The following is a 14366-nucleotide window of genomic DNA, read 5'->3' on the forward strand; positions in this document are numbered from 1 at the left end:
CGGTCTTGCCTAATCTCGCGTCGACGGACACGGCGCCCCGCACGGCGCACAGGCACTGGCGTCACGCTGCACCAGCGCAGACTGAGCCCGCCCATCCCCCATGTTGAAGGCGAAGGTGGGGCTATTCAGATGATCGACCAGGATCAGCACCAGGATGGCCAGCAGGATGCCGACGATGCGGTGACGTTGGTAAGCAGCGGTCATGGCGTCTTCCTTCGATCAGTTGGGCAGGCGGAACCAGGGCCGCAGGCGAACGCCGATCAGCGAGCCGGCGAAGGCACAGGCGAACCAGACCCAGGCGTGCACGCTGGCCGAGGCCAGGCCGGAGAACAGCGCGCCGATGTTGCAGCCGAACCCCAGCCGCGCGCCATAGCCCAGCAACAGGCCACCCACCACCGCCGCCAGGAAGGGCCGCCCCCGAGGCGTCTGTCGGCTGGCCTCGTTGAAGCGGTGGGCCATGCCCGCGGCCAGCATCGCGCCCAGCAGCAGACCGAAGTTCATCACCGAGGGGATGTTGACCAGCACCGAGTCGGCCAGCGCCTGGGCGGGATAGGCCCAGTTCCAGAACTCGAACTGCCCCATGTCCACCCCGAGCCCCTGCAACGCCTTGGCGCCCCACAGGTTGAAGGCGAAGGTGATGCCCCAGGGCGAGCCGCCGATCACCAGCGTCAGTGCATTGCCGACGGCCAGCACGATGATCGCCCACAGGAACGGCCAGCGGCCGGTGAAAAGGGCCTTCGCCATGCTGCCCTCGATCGGCCGAAGGCGCAGCTCGGTGCGCTCCAGGTCGCCATGCGCCCGCCGCTCGATGCGGTTGACCCACAGCGTCACGGCGCCGAGGCCCAGCCACTGGACGGCAATCGCTCCCGGCACGCCGACCCAGTCGATCAGGCTGATCGGATCCACCGCCGGCAGATCGAGCCACCAAGGCAGGTGGATGGAGCCGAGTACCGCGCCGACGATGAAGAACAGCAGCGTCACCATCATGCGCAGGTTGCCGGCACCGACAGTAAACAGAGTGCCGGAGCCACAGCCCCCGCCCAGCTGCATGCCGATGCCGAAGAGGAAGGAGCCCACCACCAGTGAGGTCCCCACCGGCGCCACCGCGCCGATCACGTCGTCGCGGCCGCTGCCCAGGATCGGAATCATGATCAGCGCGGCCAGGGCGAACAGCAACAGCTGGGCACGCATCCCGGCGCCGCGCTTCTTGGTCACCAGATTGCGCCAGCCGGCGGTGAAGCCGAAGGCACCGTGATACAGGGCCACGCCCAGCACGGCGCCGATGGCGAACAGTGCCAGCAGAAACGGTGCCGTCTCGAGCCACACCAGCCCGCCCAGCACCACCAGGCCGGCCAGCGCCAGCCCCACCACAAAACGATCGGGCCCCGGTCGGATCGCCGCCGGGGCCATGGTATTCGCTTGAGTCATCGTGTCTTCGCTCTACTCAATAAAAGCCTCCCGGACACACGGCCTCGGGAGGCACGATCGCGCCTCAGTCCTCGACGCCGAAGAACTCGAGCACCTTGCCGAGGCCGCGCTTGGCAACCGTGACCGGGCGACCGTCATCCTGCGACCACTCGGCCATCGAGCCGTCGTAGAGGGCCACGTCGTCTAGCCCCATCACCTCGCTGAGCACGAACCAGTCGGTCGCCGCCCAGTGCCCGGTGTTGCAGAACGATACCGTCGGCTTGCCGGCCTCGATGCCCGCCGCCTCGGCGCGCGACTGCAGCACCTCCTGGTCGAGGTACCAGGCCTGCTGACGCTCGACCAGCAGCGTCTGCTGAGGCAGGTTGAGCGCGCCGGGAATGGTGCCCGGGACCTTGGCCGCAGGCGACTGGTTCTCGCCGCGGAAATAGTCCTCGGGGCGGGCGTCGACCAGCTGGGCCTGCCCCGCCTCGCGGGCGGCCTGCACATCCTCGGTCGTCGCGATCAGCTCAGGCTGCAGCTCGCCCTCGAAGTCGGCGAATTCGCCGCGCTCCGGCGCGCCGCTGGCCACGTCCATGCCCTGGGCCTGCCAGCCGGCGAAGCCACCGTCGAGGATCGCGACCTCCTCGTGCCCCAGCACCTTGAAGGTCCAGTAGACCCGGGCCGCGCTGCCGAAGTCCGTGGCACCGGTACCGGCAGGCACGACGACCACGGTGTCGTCATTGTCGATGCCGAGGCCGCCGATCAGGCGCTCGAGGCTGGAAACGGGCGGCAACAGGCCGGTCACGCCGTCGCGGGACTCGCGCCAGCCGTCATCGGTGTAGCTGCTGTATACGCTGCCAGGAATATGCGCCGCCTCGAAGGTGCCACGATCGCCGCCGCCGTCGATGCCGGAGCGCACGTCGAGCACCACCAGGTCGTCATCGTCGAGGCGATCGCTTAGCCAGTCGGCCTCCACCAGCGGCGAGACGTCGGCGGCCAGCGCCGAGGAAGCCGCCATCATCAATCCAGCGCCTGCCAGAAGGGGTTTCCACATATACCTGACCTCTGTCATCGGGATTTAAGAACCCCATTATCCGGGTCGGCGTCACCACTGCAATATACGCCAAACGCATCAATCAAAATTATTTAAGCGCATAAAGTTATTACGCACCTCACCCGGTGGGGTATCAGCCCAGCGAAAACGCCCCGCCGCGCTCGATCGCCTTTCGATACCCCGGCCGCTCGCGGCAGCGGGCCAGGAAGTCCTGCAGCCGGGGCGCCGACTCGAGCCCGCCGCGCCCCTCGAGCGCCAGCACCGGGAAGCTCATCTGGATGTCCGCCGCCGAGAAGGCCTCTCCGGCGAACCAGGTCGCGCCCTCGAGCTCGGCCTCCCAGAAGTCGCGCAGCTCGGTGATGCGCGGCCCCAGGAAGTTCTGCTCCACGCCCTTGGCGAACTGCCGCCCCAGCGGCCGCACCAGGGCCGGCACCGGCGGCTTGCCGAGGCGCGAGAACACCAGCCGCATCACCAGCGGCGGCATCGCCGACCCCTCGGCGTGGTGCAGCCAGAAGCGATAACGCTCGCGCTCATCGCTGCCGACGGGCGGCGCCAACCGGCCGTCGGCATCGTGATGCTCGAGCAGGTATTCGATGATCGCCCCGGACTCGGCGATGGCCCGCCCACCCCGCGCCTCATCGGTGATCACCGGCGACTTGCCCAGCGGATGCACCGCTTTCAGTGAGGCCGGGGCCAGCATGGTCTCGGGATCACGCCGATAGACGACCAGCTCATACTCGACACCCAGCTCCTCCAGCAGCCACAGCACGCGCTGGGAACGCGAGTTCTCCAGATGATGTACGCGAATCATGAGACATTCTCCCTGTCCTTTCGTGAATCGCCAGTGTAACGGGCTTGGCCCAAGGTCGTCTTTGCCACCTCAGAAGCCCTCTCTAGACTTGGAGAAACAGGGATTCAATGCGTCGTGCAACGGGCGTCACGGGGAGGACGGCATGCGCAAGGTGCTGGTAGTGGACGACGAGCCCAATATCGTCCTGTCGCTGGAGTTTCTGATGCAGCAGGCCGGCTTCGAGGTGGTGACCGCGGAGGACGGCGAGACGGCGCTGGCCCGCGTGTCCGAGACGCGACCGGATCTGATGCTGCTCGACATCAGCCTGCCGGGCATCGGCGGCTTCGACGTGCTGGAACGGCTGCGGGCCGATCCCGACCTCGCACCCCTCCCGATCATCATGCTCACCGCTCACGGGCGCGAGGTGGAACGCGAGAAGGGCCTGGCCCTGGGCGCCGACGACTATGTGACCAAGCCCTTCTCGACCCGCGAGCTCGTCGAGCGCGTCAAGAGGCTGCTCGGCGACGTCGGACGGGAGGGCGAACCATGACCCGCCGCCGTCCCGGTCCGCCCCGCCGCCAGACCCTGATCGGGCTGTGGCTGCTGCTCAGCGGCGTGAGCCTGCTGGGCGGCGCACTCTTCGCCCTGTGGCTGGACGGCCTGATCGCGCCGCAAGGCCTGGCCCGCGGGGCCCTGTGGGCCGGCAGCTTCTCCGGCGGCGGCACCATCTTCCTGGCCGGCCTGATCCTCGAACGGCGGCTGTTCATGCCGCTGCGGCATCTGCAGGTGCAGCTGGCACGCCTGGTGGCCAATCCCGATGCCGTAGACGACTATCCCCCGGAGGGCTGGCTGCGCGGCCTGGGGCCCGACCTGGTGCGCATCCGCGAGGCCTGGCGCGACGATCGTGCCCGGCTGGGCAACGCCCGCGCCGAAGGGGCGCGCAGCGCCGCCCGCATCCGCCAGGAGCTCGAGGCCCTGCTGCAGGTGCTGGACACGCCGCTGCTGCTCTGCGATCGCCATCGCCGGCTCCTGCTGTTCAACCCCGCCGCCGAGGCCCTGTTCGCCGATGCCCCCGGCCTGGGGCTCGGCAAGCGACTCGACACCCTGCTGCCCGCCGCCAGCCTGCAGGAGGCCCTGCGCCAGCTGCCCGAAGACGCGACGCCCAGGGACGTGCTGGTCCCCTGCGGCGAGCGCTGGCTGCGCGCGACCCTCAGACGGATCCCCGAGAGCCAGGGCGAGACCCTGCTGACGCTGGTGGATGCCACGGCCAGCTGGCACAACGAGCTGGGCGCCGGTGCGGCCCTGGCCGAACTGCTGCCCGCCCTGCGCCGCCATGGCGCCGGCCTGACCAGCGCCGCCGATGCCCTGGGGCACCTGTCGGGCACCGATAACGACGCCCTGCGCCAGCGCCTGTCGGGGGTGGTCGAGGAGGAAGGACGCGGGCTGGCCGAAGGCCTGGAGCGGCTGGGCGAGACGCTCGATGCCCAGCAGTGCCAGGCCGAGCGCCTGTCCCCGCTGTGGTCCAACGATCTCTGGGCCGGCCTCGTCGAACGCCTGCCTGCCGGCGGCCCGACCCTCACGCCCATCGGCATGCCGGCCTGGCTCAAGGGCGATGCCCCGGTGCTGCTCGAGGCGCTGCACAGGCTGCTGACCCGGCTGGCCGAGCGCACCGGCGAGACCCGCTTCGACGGCGAGGTCTGCCTGGGCAAGCAGCGCGCCTACCTCGACCTGTGCTGGCAGGGGGCAGCGCTCAGCGAACGCGAGCTGTCGGCCTGGCGAGGCGAACGCCTCGAGGCCCTGCCGCTGGCCCCGACCCTCGGCGAGGTGCTGCGCCAGCATGCCAGCGACGCCTGGAGCCTGGCCGATGAAGACGGCGCTCACGCCCGCCTGCGGCTGCCCCTGCCGGCGCTCGAGCGGGTGGGCGCCCCTCGTCCGGCTCCACCGCCACGCCCCGAGTTTCATGACTTCGGCATCGCCGAGCTGCCACCGCCGGACGCCGAGCTCGCCGCCCGGCCGCTGCGGGCGCTGGAGATCGTGGCCTGCGATACCGAGACCACCGGCCTGGAGCTGCGCCGCGGCGACCGGGTGATCAGCATCGGGGCCTGCCGCATCGTCAACGCCCGGCTGCTGGCCAGCGAGACCTTCGACCTGCTCATCGATCCCGGCCGGCCGATTCCGCCGGCCAGCACCGCCATCCATGGTCTCACCGACGCCGACGTCACCGGCGCCCCGCCCGCCGCCGTCGCCCTGCCGCGCTTTCGCGACTACGTCGGCGACGCCGTGCTGCTGGCCCACAACGCCGCCTTCGACCTACTGGCCCTGCAGCCATCGGACGGCGGCGTCTCCCTCGACATGCCGGTGCTGGACAGCCTGCTGATCTCCCGCGGCCTGGACCCCAGCCTCGACGGCCATGACCTGGATTCCCTGGCCGAACGCTACGGACTCCCCTTCCCGCCGGGCAGCCGCCACACCGCGCTGGGGGATGCCCGGGTCACCGCCGAGCTGTGGCTGGCCCTGCTGCCGCGCCTCGAGGCCCGGGGCATCGACACCCTGGCGGCGGTACTGGCCCTGCAGGCGAGCGCCTTCGACCGGGAGGACGCCAGCGCCTCATGATGACGTCACGCCGCAAGGAGCGCCTGGTCGCCCTGATCGTTCTGGCGACGCTGCTGTTCACACCGCCGCTGCTGCTGGTCACCGAGCGCCTGGGGCTCGGCGCCCTGACGCTGTATGTCTTCCTGGTCTGGACCGCGGTGATCGCGCTGGCCGCCTGGCTGCTGGAAGGCGGGCGCCGGGAATGAGCCTGCGCGGCGAGTGGACCGTGCTGGCCGTGGCCTTCGGCTACCTGGCCCTGCTGTTCCTGATCGCCGCCTGGGGCGACCGGCGCGCCGCACGAGGCCGATCGATCATCGGCTCCCCCACCATCTACGCGCTGTCGATCGCCGTCTACTGCACCGCCTGGACCTTCTACGGCAGCGTCGGGCGCGCCGCCGAGACCGGCCCCAGCTTCCTGCTGATCTATCTCGGCCCGACGCTGGCCATGCTGCTGGCCCCCTTCGTGACGCGCAAGATGGTGCGCATCGCCCGCGCCCAGCGCCTCACGTCGATCGCCGATTTCATCAGCGCCCGCTACGGCAAGAGTACCGGGCTGGGCGCCCTTGTGGCGCTGATCGCCCTGATCGGCATCACGCCCTACATCGCCCTGCAGCTCAAGGCCATCACGCTGAGTCACGCGGTACTGGTCGACTACCCCGTAACGGCCGGCCAGGCCCTGGAGACCACCGCCTTCTGGGCCGATAAGTCGTTCTGGGTGGCGCTGGTGCTGGCGGTGTTCATCATCCTGTTCGGCACCCGCCACCTGGACGCCAGCGAACGCCATGAGGGCATGGTCGCCGCCATTGCCTTCGAGTCGCTGGTCAAGCTGGCGGCCTTCCTGGCGGTCGGCGCGTTCACGGTCTTCGTGCTCTACCGCGGCCCCGGCGAGCTGTTCACCCGGGTCGCCGAGACCCCGGACCTGCTCGGGGTGCTGGGCCTGGCCGCGGTACCGGGCGGCGCCCTGGGCTGGGTGGGCACCCTCGCCCTGGCCTTTTTGGCCTTCCTCGGCCTGCCACGCCAGTTCCAGGTGATGGTGGTCGAGAACGTCGACGAGCGGCACATCATTCGGGCGGCCTGGCTGTTTCCGCTGTATCTGCTCGCGATCAACCTGTTCGTGCTGCCCATCGCCCTGGCCGGCCTGCTGGGCGATGCCGGGGGCGATCCGGACAGCTTCGTGCTGACGCTGCCGCTGGCCACCGGCGCCGAGGGGCTGCCGCTGCTGGTCTTCATCGGCGGCCTCTCGGCCGCCACCGGCATGATGATCGTCGAGACCATCGCGCTGTCCACCATGGTCAGCAACCAGCTGGTGATGCCGCTGCTGTTGCGCGCCCGGCTGCTGCCCCGCGGCGGCCAGGGCGCGCTGGCCGGCTGGATGCTCGGCGTGCGGCGTCTGGCGATACTGGCCATCCTGCTGCTGGGCTACGGCTACCATGCGCTGGTGGGTGACGCCTACAGCCTGGTCACCATCGGCCTGGTGTCCTTCGCCGCGGCGGCCCAGCTCACCCCCGCACTGCTGATCGGCCTCTACTGGCGCGGCGCCAATCGGCTCGGCGCCGGACTCGGCCTCACGGCCGGCTTCATCGTCTGGGCCTGGACGCTGCTGATCCCGGGCTTCGCCCAGTCCGGCTGGCTCGACGCCGACTTCCTCACCGACGGCCCGTTCGGCATCGCCTGGCTCCGGCCCTATGCGCTGTTCGGCCTGGAAGGCTGGGATATCTACACCCATGCGCTGCTGTGGAGCCTGGTGGCCAATGTCGGCCTGCTGGTCGGCGTCTCACTGTTCACGCGGCCGTCGGCGCTGGAACAGACCCAGGCCGCGCTGTTCACCGAGGCGCTGCATCCGCGCCTCGACCAGGCCTCGCTGGGGCATGCCGGCCACACGCCGCGCGGCGAGCTGCGCGCCCTGCTCGACCGCTATCTGGGCGCGGCCACCACCGCCCGAGTATTCGCCGAAGAACCCGATCAGGACGACCGGCACCCCGCGTCGCCGGCGCTGGTGGCGCGGGGCGAACGGGCGCTGGCCGGGGCGCTGGGCAGCGCCTCGGCCCGGGTGCTGATCGACTCGGTGGTGCGCGGCGAAGCCCTCGACCTGCCGGCGCTGCTGAGCGTGCTCGATACCACCTCCGAGACGCTGGAGATGAACCGCCGCCTCGAGCAGAAGTCCCGCGAGCTCGAGCGCGCCGGCGAGGCGCTGCGCGAGGCCAATGAACGGCTGCGCGAACTCGACCGCCTCAAGGACGAGTTCGTGGCCATGGTCAGCCACGAGCTGAGGACGCCCTTGACCTCGATCCGCGCCTTCGCCGAGATCCTGCGCGATCATCGCGACCTGCCCGACGACAAGCGCGAGCACTTCCTCGAGGTGGTGGTACGCGAGAGCCAGCGGCTGTCTCGACTGATCGAGGAGATTCTCGACCTGGCCCGTCTCGAGAGCGGCCGACTGACGCTGCATCCCGAGCGGCTCGATCTCACCGAGCTGGCCCGCCGAGGCGTCGAGGCGGTGCAGCGCCCGCTAGAGGAGCGCGGCATCACGCTGGAGGTGGCCCTCGAGGGGGACGCCGCGCCGGTGATCGGCGACCCCGACCGGCTGGAACAGGTAATCATCAATCTGCTCGACAACGCCGGCAAGTTCGCCGACGGCGCGTCCCCGCGCGTGCGCCTGGCGCTGACGCGCCACAAGCGCGGCTATCGGCTGGCCGTCGAGGACAACGGCGCCGGCATCGCCGAGGAGGAGCGCGAGCGGGTGTTCGAGAAGTTCCACCAGATCCAGCATCAGGACGACGGCGCCCCGCGCGCGCGCCCCCGGGGCAGCGGGCTGGGCCTGCCAATCTCGCGCGGTATCGTCGCCCATCTCGGCGGCCGGCTGTGGGTGGAAGACGCCCCGACGCTGGGCGGCGCCTGTCTGGTGATGGAGCTGCCGGAGGCCCCCGACGATTCGGCTAGCTCGACGCCTGTGCCCGCTTCACCAGCCGGCGAATGACGCCCAGGTCGTGGCGCAGCAACAGGCGCTGATCCTCGCCGAGCGCGTCGAGGTCGATCCAGCCATCGGCGGCGCGGCCCTGACGCAGGGCATCACGCTGGGCCGTCAGCGACAGCGCCTGCAACCGCTCCAGCGCCCGCCGCAGTTCGGCCGCATGCGACACGTCCAGCGCCCCCGCCAGCACCAGCGCGGCCAGGCGGTCTCGGGTGGCCATCGCCCGCACGCGATGACGCACGCTCAGCAGGCGCACGGCGCCGACCAGCGGCAACAGTCCACGATGTTTGAGATCCAGCGCCGACTCGGACGGCGCCCCCTCACCTCCGCCGGCCAGTCGTCCAAAGCGGTCGAGCGCCACCGGACATTCATTCAACAGCGCCGCCATCTCGTCGAGAAACAGTCCGGCCTCGGGCACGTGACGCATCACCCCATCGATCAGCCCAGTCGACAGCGCGGCATCACCGTACACCGGTGAAGCATCGAGCAGGATATTGGCCTGCTGCACGCGCTTGACCCGCCGCTCGGCGGTCCAGATGGCCAGCTGGGTCTGCCACTCCGAAAGGCGCTTGCGCCACATCGGCCAGCGCGCCATGACATGCCCCGGACAAAGCGGAATGCCGGCGGCGTCGAGACGCGCGGTGAAGCGCCAGCCCAGCGCCTGGAAGTAGCCATCGATCTCGGTATGACGGGCGTCCGGATAGTCGGCGATGACCATCGCATTGTCCTGGTCCGGCACCAGCAGGCTCTCATGGCGAGCCGCCGACCCCAGCGTCATCACGCAGAACGCCAGCGGCGGCGCGCCCCAGCCCTGCTCCTGCATGGCGTCGAGTGACGCCTCGATGGCCCGACGATAGAGCGCATCGTTGTGGTCGCTGATCAGCTGGCTGATGCGCCAGGCGGGCAGATCGAGGCGCACCAGCGCCTCCACAAGATGCCGCTGCCAAGCATGCGCCTCGGCCAGGCCCGGCGTCGTCCCCAGACGCTCGATGGCCTCGGCCAGCGGCGCGAGCAGCGCCGGCAGCCGTCCGACATCGGGCACGATGTCGTCGGCAAACAGCGAGCGCCAGGCAGAGGGACGGTGAAGCAGATGCATGACAGCTCTCGTTGGGGGATCGCCTCCAGCGTAGCAAGCGCCTCGAGCTTTCCGATTGACCGGGAACAGTCATCCGGTGCCCTGTCCGGATGCCCGACCAAAAAAAGACGGCGCCCCTGGGGGCGCCGTCGCTTGGAAGCCTGTGGCAGGACCTGAGATCGGCTCAGCGATCGTCGAACAGGGCGTCGCCCACCTCGTCGATCATCCGCTCGGCCTTGTTGACCATCAGCGCATCGCAGGCCTCGCGCCCGGGCACCACGTCGGAGCGCTCGAAGCGATGCTCGAGCATCTCCTCCCCTTCGCCGCGGGGCTTGCGGATCCAGCCGCTGACGCGATACTGGCCGCCCATCTCCTCGGACTGAGGCACGATCAGGTAACCCTGATAGGACACCGGCTCGCCCTCTGGCGCGGCGGCAGGCGTCGTGTCTCCCTGGCCGAACAGACCGGATAGCAGTTTCTTCAGCATCGAAGCCTCCTGGATCAAGAGCGCCGACCTGGCCGGCGCTGTCTGGATCAGTCCTGCTGACGACCCTTGCCCGCCGCAATGCGCAGACGCAGCGCGTTGAGCTTGATGAAGCCTTCGGCATCCTTCTGATCGTAGGCGCCGGCGTCGTCCTCGAAGGTGGCGATGGACTCATCGAACAGCGAGGCGTCGGACTTGCGGCCGGCCACGGTGGCGTTGCCCTTGTAGAGCTTCATGCGCACCACGCCGGAGACGTTCTTCTGGGTCTCGTCGATGGCGGCCTGCAGGGCACGACGCTCCGGGCTCCACCAGTAGCCGTTGTAGATCACCTCGGCGTACTTCGGCATCAGCTGGTCCTTGAGGTGGGCTTCCTCGCGGTCCAGGGTCAGCGACTCGATGGCGCGGTGGGCGCGCAGCATGATGGTGCCCCCCGGGGTCTCGTAGCAGCCGCGGGACTTCATGCCCACGTAGCGGTTCTCGACGATGTCGAGACGGCCGATGCCGTTGTCGCCGCCCAGCTGGTTGAGCTTGGAGATGACCTCGTGGGGACGCATCGGCTCGCCGTCGATGGCCACGATGTCGCCGTTCTCGTAGGTCAGCTCGACGTAGGTCGGGGTGTCCGGGGCGGCCTCGGGGGAGACGCTCCAGCGCCACATGTCTTCCTCGGCCTCGGTCCAGGGGTCCTCGAGGTTGCCGCCCTCATAGGAGATGTGCAGCAGGTTGGCATCCATGGAGTACGGCGACTTCTTCTTCTGGCTGGTGAAGTCGACCGGGATGTCGTGCTGCTGGCAGTAGGCCATCAGCTTCTCGCGGGAGTTGAGATCCCACTCGCGCCACGGGGCGATCACCTTGACGCCCGGCTTCAGCGCGTAGGCACCGAGCTCGAAGCGCACCTGATCGTTGCCCTTGCCGGTGGCGCCGTGGGAGATGGCGTCGGCGCCGGTCTGGTTGGCAATCTCGATCAGGCGCTTGGCGATCAGCGGGCGCGCGATGGAGGTGCCGAGCAGGTACTCGCCTTCATAGATGGTGTTGGCGCGGAACATCGGATAGACGTAGTCGCGGGCGAATTCCTCGCGCAGGTCCTCGATGTAGATTTCCTTGACGCCCAGTGCCTCCGCCTTGGCACGAGCCGGCTCGACTTCCTCGCCCTGACCGATGTCGGCGGTGAAGGTCACCACTTCGCAGTCGTAGGTTTCCTGCAACCACTTGACGATGACGGACGTGTCCAGGCCGCCGGAATAGGCAAGCACGACCTTCTTGACATCGGACATGCTGAGGCTCCTTTTAGCTATTCGGTGTAGAGGAGCGATTATAGCGCGACGAGCCTGGCGCGAATACCGGCGCGGCGGGACGCATCGCGGTGAAACTGCTAGACTCCCGCGTTTCGAGACAACCCGACCCCAAGTCAAGGAGAGGTGCATGAGCGAGGTGGCCGCCCGCGAACTCATGGCACAACGCTTCCGCAGTTTCCTGCCCGTGGTGGTGGACCTGGAAACCGGCGGCTTCAATGCCCAAGGCGACGCAATCCTGGAGATCGCCGCCGTGACCCTGACCATGGACCCCGAGGGCAACCTGATGCCCGACGCCACCTATGCCTATCACGTCAATCCCTTCGAGGGGGCCAACGTCGAGCAGTCCGCCCTGGACTTCACCGGCATCCGCCTCGACGACCCGCTGCGCCAGCAGGTGGCGGTCAGCGAGTCCGAGGCGCTGGGCGAGATCTTCCGGCCGGTGCGCAAGGCGATCAAGGCCAGCGGCTGCACCCGCGCCGTGCTGGTGGGCCACAACGCTGCCTTCGACCACGGCTTCCTGAACGCCGCGGTGGAGCGCTGCGGGGTCAAGCGCAATCCCTTCCACCCCTTCTCGAGCTTCGACACCGCCTCGCTGGCCGGCCTGGTCTATGGCCAGACCGTGCTGGCCCGCGCCTGCCGCGCCGCCGGCATCGAGTTCGACAACAGCGAAGCCCACTCGGCGCGCTACGACACCGAACGCACCGCCGAGCTGTTCTGCGCCATGGTCAACCGCTACAAGGACCTGGGCGGCTGGCAGCTGGCCCAGCGCGAACAGGGCATCGAAGAACCGTAAGCGGCAAGCGGCAAGCGGCAAGCGGCAAGCGGCAAGCGGCAAGCGGCAAGCGGCAAGCGGCAAATCAGCAGCTTGAAAATTGCCTAAAGAAAAAAAGAAACCCCCGAAGGCTGAACACCTTCGGGGGTTTCTTGTGGCTCGACGCTTGTCGCTTACTGCTCGGCGTCGTCCTGATGCTTGGCGGCGGTTTCCTTGATCAGCGGCTCGAGCTCGCCGCTTTGATACATCTCGACGACGATGTCGCAGCCGCCGACCAGCTCACCCTCGACCCACAGCTGCGGGAAGGTCGGCCAGTTGGCGACCTTGGGCAGCTCGGCGCGGATGTCCGGGTTGTCCAGCACGTTGACGAAGGCGAAGCGCTCGCCGCAGGCCATCAGGGCCTGGACGGTCTGGGCCGAGAAGCCGCACTGCGGCAGCTGGGGGGTGCCCTTCATGTAGATCAGGATCGGGTTTTCGCTGATCTGGCGCTGGATGTTCTCGACGGTGGTACTCATCTGCATTCCCTCTGGATCGGTGGTGGCCGCCGCGCCAAGGATAATACCCGAGTGCGCAGGTGGGCCTTCGATGCCGACATTGTACGGATGCCAGCCGCGTTGCGCATCCCCCGCCGGCTGGCTAGGATGGTCGTTTTTTCCCGTGGAGTGACGCCATGGCCACCCGCCATTTCCTGACCCTGCTCGACCTGAGTCCGGAAGAGCTGCGCTACCTGATTCAGCGCGGCATCACGATCAAGAACGGCCTGAAGACCCACGGCCCAACCTACACCCCGTTCGCCAACCGCACCCTGGCGATGATCTTCGAGAAGTCGTCGACGCGCACGCGAGTGTCGTTCGAGACCGCCATGGCCCAGTTCGGCGGCCACGCCCTGTTCCTGTCGCCGCGCGACACCCAACTGGGCCGCGGCGAGCCGATCGGCGACACCGCCCGCGTGCTCTCGGAGATGGTCGATGCGGTGATGATCCGCACCTTCTCCCACGAGGGCCTTGAGGAGTTCGCCGGCGCCAGCGACGTACCGGTGATCAACGCGCTGACCGATGATTACCATCCCTGCCAGCTGCTGGCCGACGTCATGACCTGGACCGAGCTGCGCGGCAGCGTGCGCGGCCGCACGGCGGTATGGATCGGCGACGGCAACAACATGTGTCACTCCTGGATCAACGCCGCCCGCCAGTTCGAGTTCGACCTTCGCGTGGTCTGCCCCGAAGGCTACGAGCCGCGTCAGGACATCCTCGACGCCGCCGGCGACCGGGTGAGCATCCACCGCGACCCCATGGCCGCCGTGGAAGGCGCCGACCTGGTCACCACCGACGTCTGGGCCTCCATGGGCCAGGAAGAAGAGCAGGCCAAGCGCGAGGCCGACTTCGCCGGCTTCCAGGTCAGCGAGGCCATGCTCGACCGCGCCGCCGACGACGTGCTGTTCCTGCACTGCCTGCCGGCCCACCGCGGCGAGGAGATCAGCGAGACCCTGCTCGAGGACCCGCGTGCCGTGGTCTGGCAGGAAGCCGGCAACCGCCTGCATGCCCAGAAGGCGCTGATCGAGTTCCTGCTGCTGGGCCGCGTCGAGAACTGATCGACACCGCCCTCCCCGCTCTCACGACGCCCCGGCCATGCCGGGGCGTCGCCGTTCAGGCTCCCATCCCCCAAGCCATCGCAACCTCCGCCAGGCCTATCCGGCACAACCGGCCAACCCGCCGAGCAGACGCATGTATACATCCCCATAGCTCCCGCCATACTGCGGCGCTCTCGCTTTCTGCTCCGCTTGCGGGTCAGTGCTCGCCGTTCGCAGCGGAGCGCCTCGCCCATGGCGCAGGGGGCTCTTCAACCTGTCGTCGGCGTCTCGGCAACAGGCTTAGACCTTGGTCTAACACTCTCTCGCCGGTATAGTTCTCCACAACATTCGACTCCACG

At 68.8% G+C, this 14366-nt stretch carries 14 protein-coding genes; 6 read left to right on the forward strand and 8 right to left on the reverse strand.

What is annotated here, in order from left to right; all coding sequences use genetic code 11:
* Positions 1–9: 9 nt before the first annotated feature.
* The 4 genes from ACGTNF_RS04375 to ACGTNF_RS04390 form a co-directional block, all read right to left on the reverse strand.
* Positions 10–204 carry a hypothetical protein gene (locus ACGTNF_RS04375; RefSeq protein ID WP_016855569.1) on the reverse strand — a complete coding sequence of 65 codons (195 nt, stop codon included), beginning with the start codon at positions 202–204 and terminating at the stop codon, positions 10–12.
* 15 nt (positions 205–219) lie between these two features.
* Entirely contained in the window at positions 220–1428 is a 1209-nt protein-coding gene (locus tag ACGTNF_RS04380; protein WP_394600596.1) for a YeeE/YedE family protein, read from the reverse strand.
* Between the two features lie 64 nt (positions 1429–1492).
* Entirely contained in the window at positions 1493–2461 is a 969-nt protein-coding gene (locus ACGTNF_RS04385; protein WP_394600597.1) for a sulfurtransferase, read from the reverse strand.
* Positions 2462–2594: 133 nt separating this feature from the next.
* Positions 2595–3272, reverse strand: a complete 678-nt coding sequence (locus tag ACGTNF_RS04390; protein ID WP_394600598.1) for a glutathione S-transferase family protein — start codon at positions 3270–3272, stop codon at positions 2595–2597.
* Positions 3273–3414: 142 nt separating this feature from the next.
* On the opposite strand from ACGTNF_RS04390, the gene ACGTNF_RS04395 reads away from it, so the two are divergent.
* Genes ACGTNF_RS04395 through ACGTNF_RS04410 form a run of 4 tightly spaced genes read left to right on the forward strand, consistent with a single transcriptional unit; the run spans position 3415 to position 8820 of the window.
* On the forward strand, positions 3415–3801 hold the full coding sequence (locus ACGTNF_RS04395) for a response regulator transcription factor (RefSeq protein ID WP_394600599.1): 387 nt from the start codon (positions 3415–3417) through the stop codon (positions 3799–3801).
* Positions 3798–5864 (forward strand): 3'-5' exonuclease, encoded by a 2067-nt coding sequence (locus ACGTNF_RS04400; protein WP_394600600.1) that lies wholly within the window; start codon positions 3798–3800, stop codon positions 5862–5864. The genes ACGTNF_RS04395 and ACGTNF_RS04400 overlap by 4 nt, the downstream gene beginning before the upstream one ends.
* The gene (locus tag ACGTNF_RS04405; protein ID WP_394600601.1) at positions 5861–6049 is read left to right on the forward strand and encodes a hypothetical protein; all 189 of its coding nucleotides are present in this window, start codon (positions 5861–5863) and stop codon (positions 6047–6049) included. The genes ACGTNF_RS04400 and ACGTNF_RS04405 overlap by 4 nt, the downstream gene beginning before the upstream one ends.
* The gene (locus ACGTNF_RS04410; RefSeq protein ID WP_394600602.1) at positions 6046–8820 is read left to right on the forward strand and encodes an ATP-binding protein; all 2775 of its coding nucleotides are present in this window, start codon (positions 6046–6048) and stop codon (positions 8818–8820) included. Before ACGTNF_RS04405 ends, ACGTNF_RS04410 begins: the two co-directional genes overlap by 4 nt.
* Here the strand turns inward: ACGTNF_RS04410 and ACGTNF_RS04415 are convergent.
* The 3 genes from ACGTNF_RS04415 to ACGTNF_RS04425 form a co-directional block, all read right to left on the reverse strand.
* Positions 8780–9910: a DUF294 nucleotidyltransferase-like domain-containing protein gene (locus tag ACGTNF_RS04415; RefSeq protein ID WP_394600603.1), complete on the reverse strand. Its 1131-nt coding sequence runs from the start codon at positions 9908–9910 to the stop codon at positions 8780–8782. The two genes, ACGTNF_RS04410 and ACGTNF_RS04415, sit on opposite strands and share 41 nt — an antisense overlap.
* Positions 9911–10073: 163 nt before the next feature.
* Positions 10074–10376, reverse strand: a complete 303-nt coding sequence (locus tag ACGTNF_RS04420) for an HlyU family transcriptional regulator (RefSeq protein WP_394600604.1) — start codon at positions 10374–10376, stop codon at positions 10074–10076.
* A 47-nt stretch (positions 10377–10423) separates the two neighbouring features.
* Positions 10424–11644: an argininosuccinate synthase gene (locus ACGTNF_RS04425; protein WP_016855579.1), complete on the reverse strand. Its 1221-nt coding sequence runs from the start codon at positions 11642–11644 to the stop codon at positions 10424–10426.
* Between the two features lie 148 nt (positions 11645–11792).
* Between ACGTNF_RS04425 and rnt the strand changes: the two genes are divergently transcribed.
* Positions 11793–12458 (forward strand): ribonuclease T, encoded by a 666-nt coding sequence (rnt, locus tag ACGTNF_RS04430; protein ID WP_016855580.1) that lies wholly within the window; start codon positions 11793–11795, stop codon positions 12456–12458.
* A gap of 152 nt (positions 12459–12610) precedes the next feature.
* Here the strand turns inward: rnt and ACGTNF_RS04435 are convergent, their stop codons facing one another.
* Complete coding sequence (locus ACGTNF_RS04435) at positions 12611–12952, reverse strand: Grx4 family monothiol glutaredoxin (RefSeq protein WP_394600605.1); 342 nt, start codon at positions 12950–12952, stop codon at positions 12611–12613.
* Between the two features lie 155 nt (positions 12953–13107).
* Here ACGTNF_RS04435 and argF point away from each other — a divergent pair, with 155 nt between their 5' ends.
* Positions 13108–14028 carry an ornithine carbamoyltransferase gene (gene argF / locus ACGTNF_RS04440; RefSeq protein ID WP_016855582.1) on the forward strand — a complete coding sequence of 307 codons (921 nt, stop codon included), beginning with the start codon at positions 13108–13110 and terminating at the stop codon, positions 14026–14028.
* The last annotated feature ends 338 nt before the right edge of the window (positions 14029–14366 follow it).

This window comes from Halomonas sp. B23F22_10, from assembly GCF_043496975.1.
Taxonomy (GTDB): Bacteria; Pseudomonadota; Gammaproteobacteria; order Pseudomonadales; family Halomonadaceae; genus Halomonas; species Halomonas smyrnensis.

Coding starts and splice junctions, on each gene's coding strand:
- ACGTNF_RS04375 (WP_016855569.1), bottom strand. CDS start 204: ATGACCGCTGCTTACCAACGTCACCGCATCGTCGGCATCCTGCTGGCC.
- ACGTNF_RS04380 (WP_394600596.1), bottom strand. CDS start 1,428: ATGACTCAAGCGAATACCATGGCCCCGGCGGCGATCCGACCGGGGCCC.
- ACGTNF_RS04385 (WP_394600597.1), bottom strand. CDS start 2,461: ATGTGGAAACCCCTTCTGGCAGGCGCTGGATTGATGATGGCGGCTTCC.
- ACGTNF_RS04390 (WP_394600598.1), bottom strand. CDS start 3,272: ATGATTCGCGTACATCATCTGGAGAACTCGCGTTCCCAGCGCGTGCTG.
- ACGTNF_RS04395 (WP_394600599.1), top strand. CDS start 3,415: ATGCGCAAGGTGCTGGTAGTGGACGACGAGCCCAATATCGTCCTGTCG.
- ACGTNF_RS04400 (WP_394600600.1), top strand. CDS start 3,798: ATGACCCGCCGCCGTCCCGGTCCGCCCCGCCGCCAGACCCTGATCGGG.
- ACGTNF_RS04405 (WP_394600601.1), top strand. CDS start 5,861: ATGATGACGTCACGCCGCAAGGAGCGCCTGGTCGCCCTGATCGTTCTG.
- ACGTNF_RS04410 (WP_394600602.1), top strand. CDS start 6,046: ATGAGCCTGCGCGGCGAGTGGACCGTGCTGGCCGTGGCCTTCGGCTAC.
- ACGTNF_RS04415 (WP_394600603.1), bottom strand. CDS start 9,910: ATGCATCTGCTTCACCGTCCCTCTGCCTGGCGCTCGCTGTTTGCCGAC.
- ACGTNF_RS04420 (WP_394600604.1), bottom strand. CDS start 10,376: ATGCTGAAGAAACTGCTATCCGGTCTGTTCGGCCAGGGAGACACGACG.
- ACGTNF_RS04425 (WP_016855579.1), bottom strand. CDS start 11,644: ATGTCCGATGTCAAGAAGGTCGTGCTTGCCTATTCCGGCGGCCTGGAC.
- rnt (WP_016855580.1), top strand. CDS start 11,793: ATGAGCGAGGTGGCCGCCCGCGAACTCATGGCACAACGCTTCCGCAGT.
- ACGTNF_RS04435 (WP_394600605.1), bottom strand. CDS start 12,952: ATGAGTACCACCGTCGAGAACATCCAGCGCCAGATCAGCGAAAACCCG.
- argF (WP_016855582.1), top strand. CDS start 13,108: ATGGCCACCCGCCATTTCCTGACCCTGCTCGACCTGAGTCCGGAAGAG.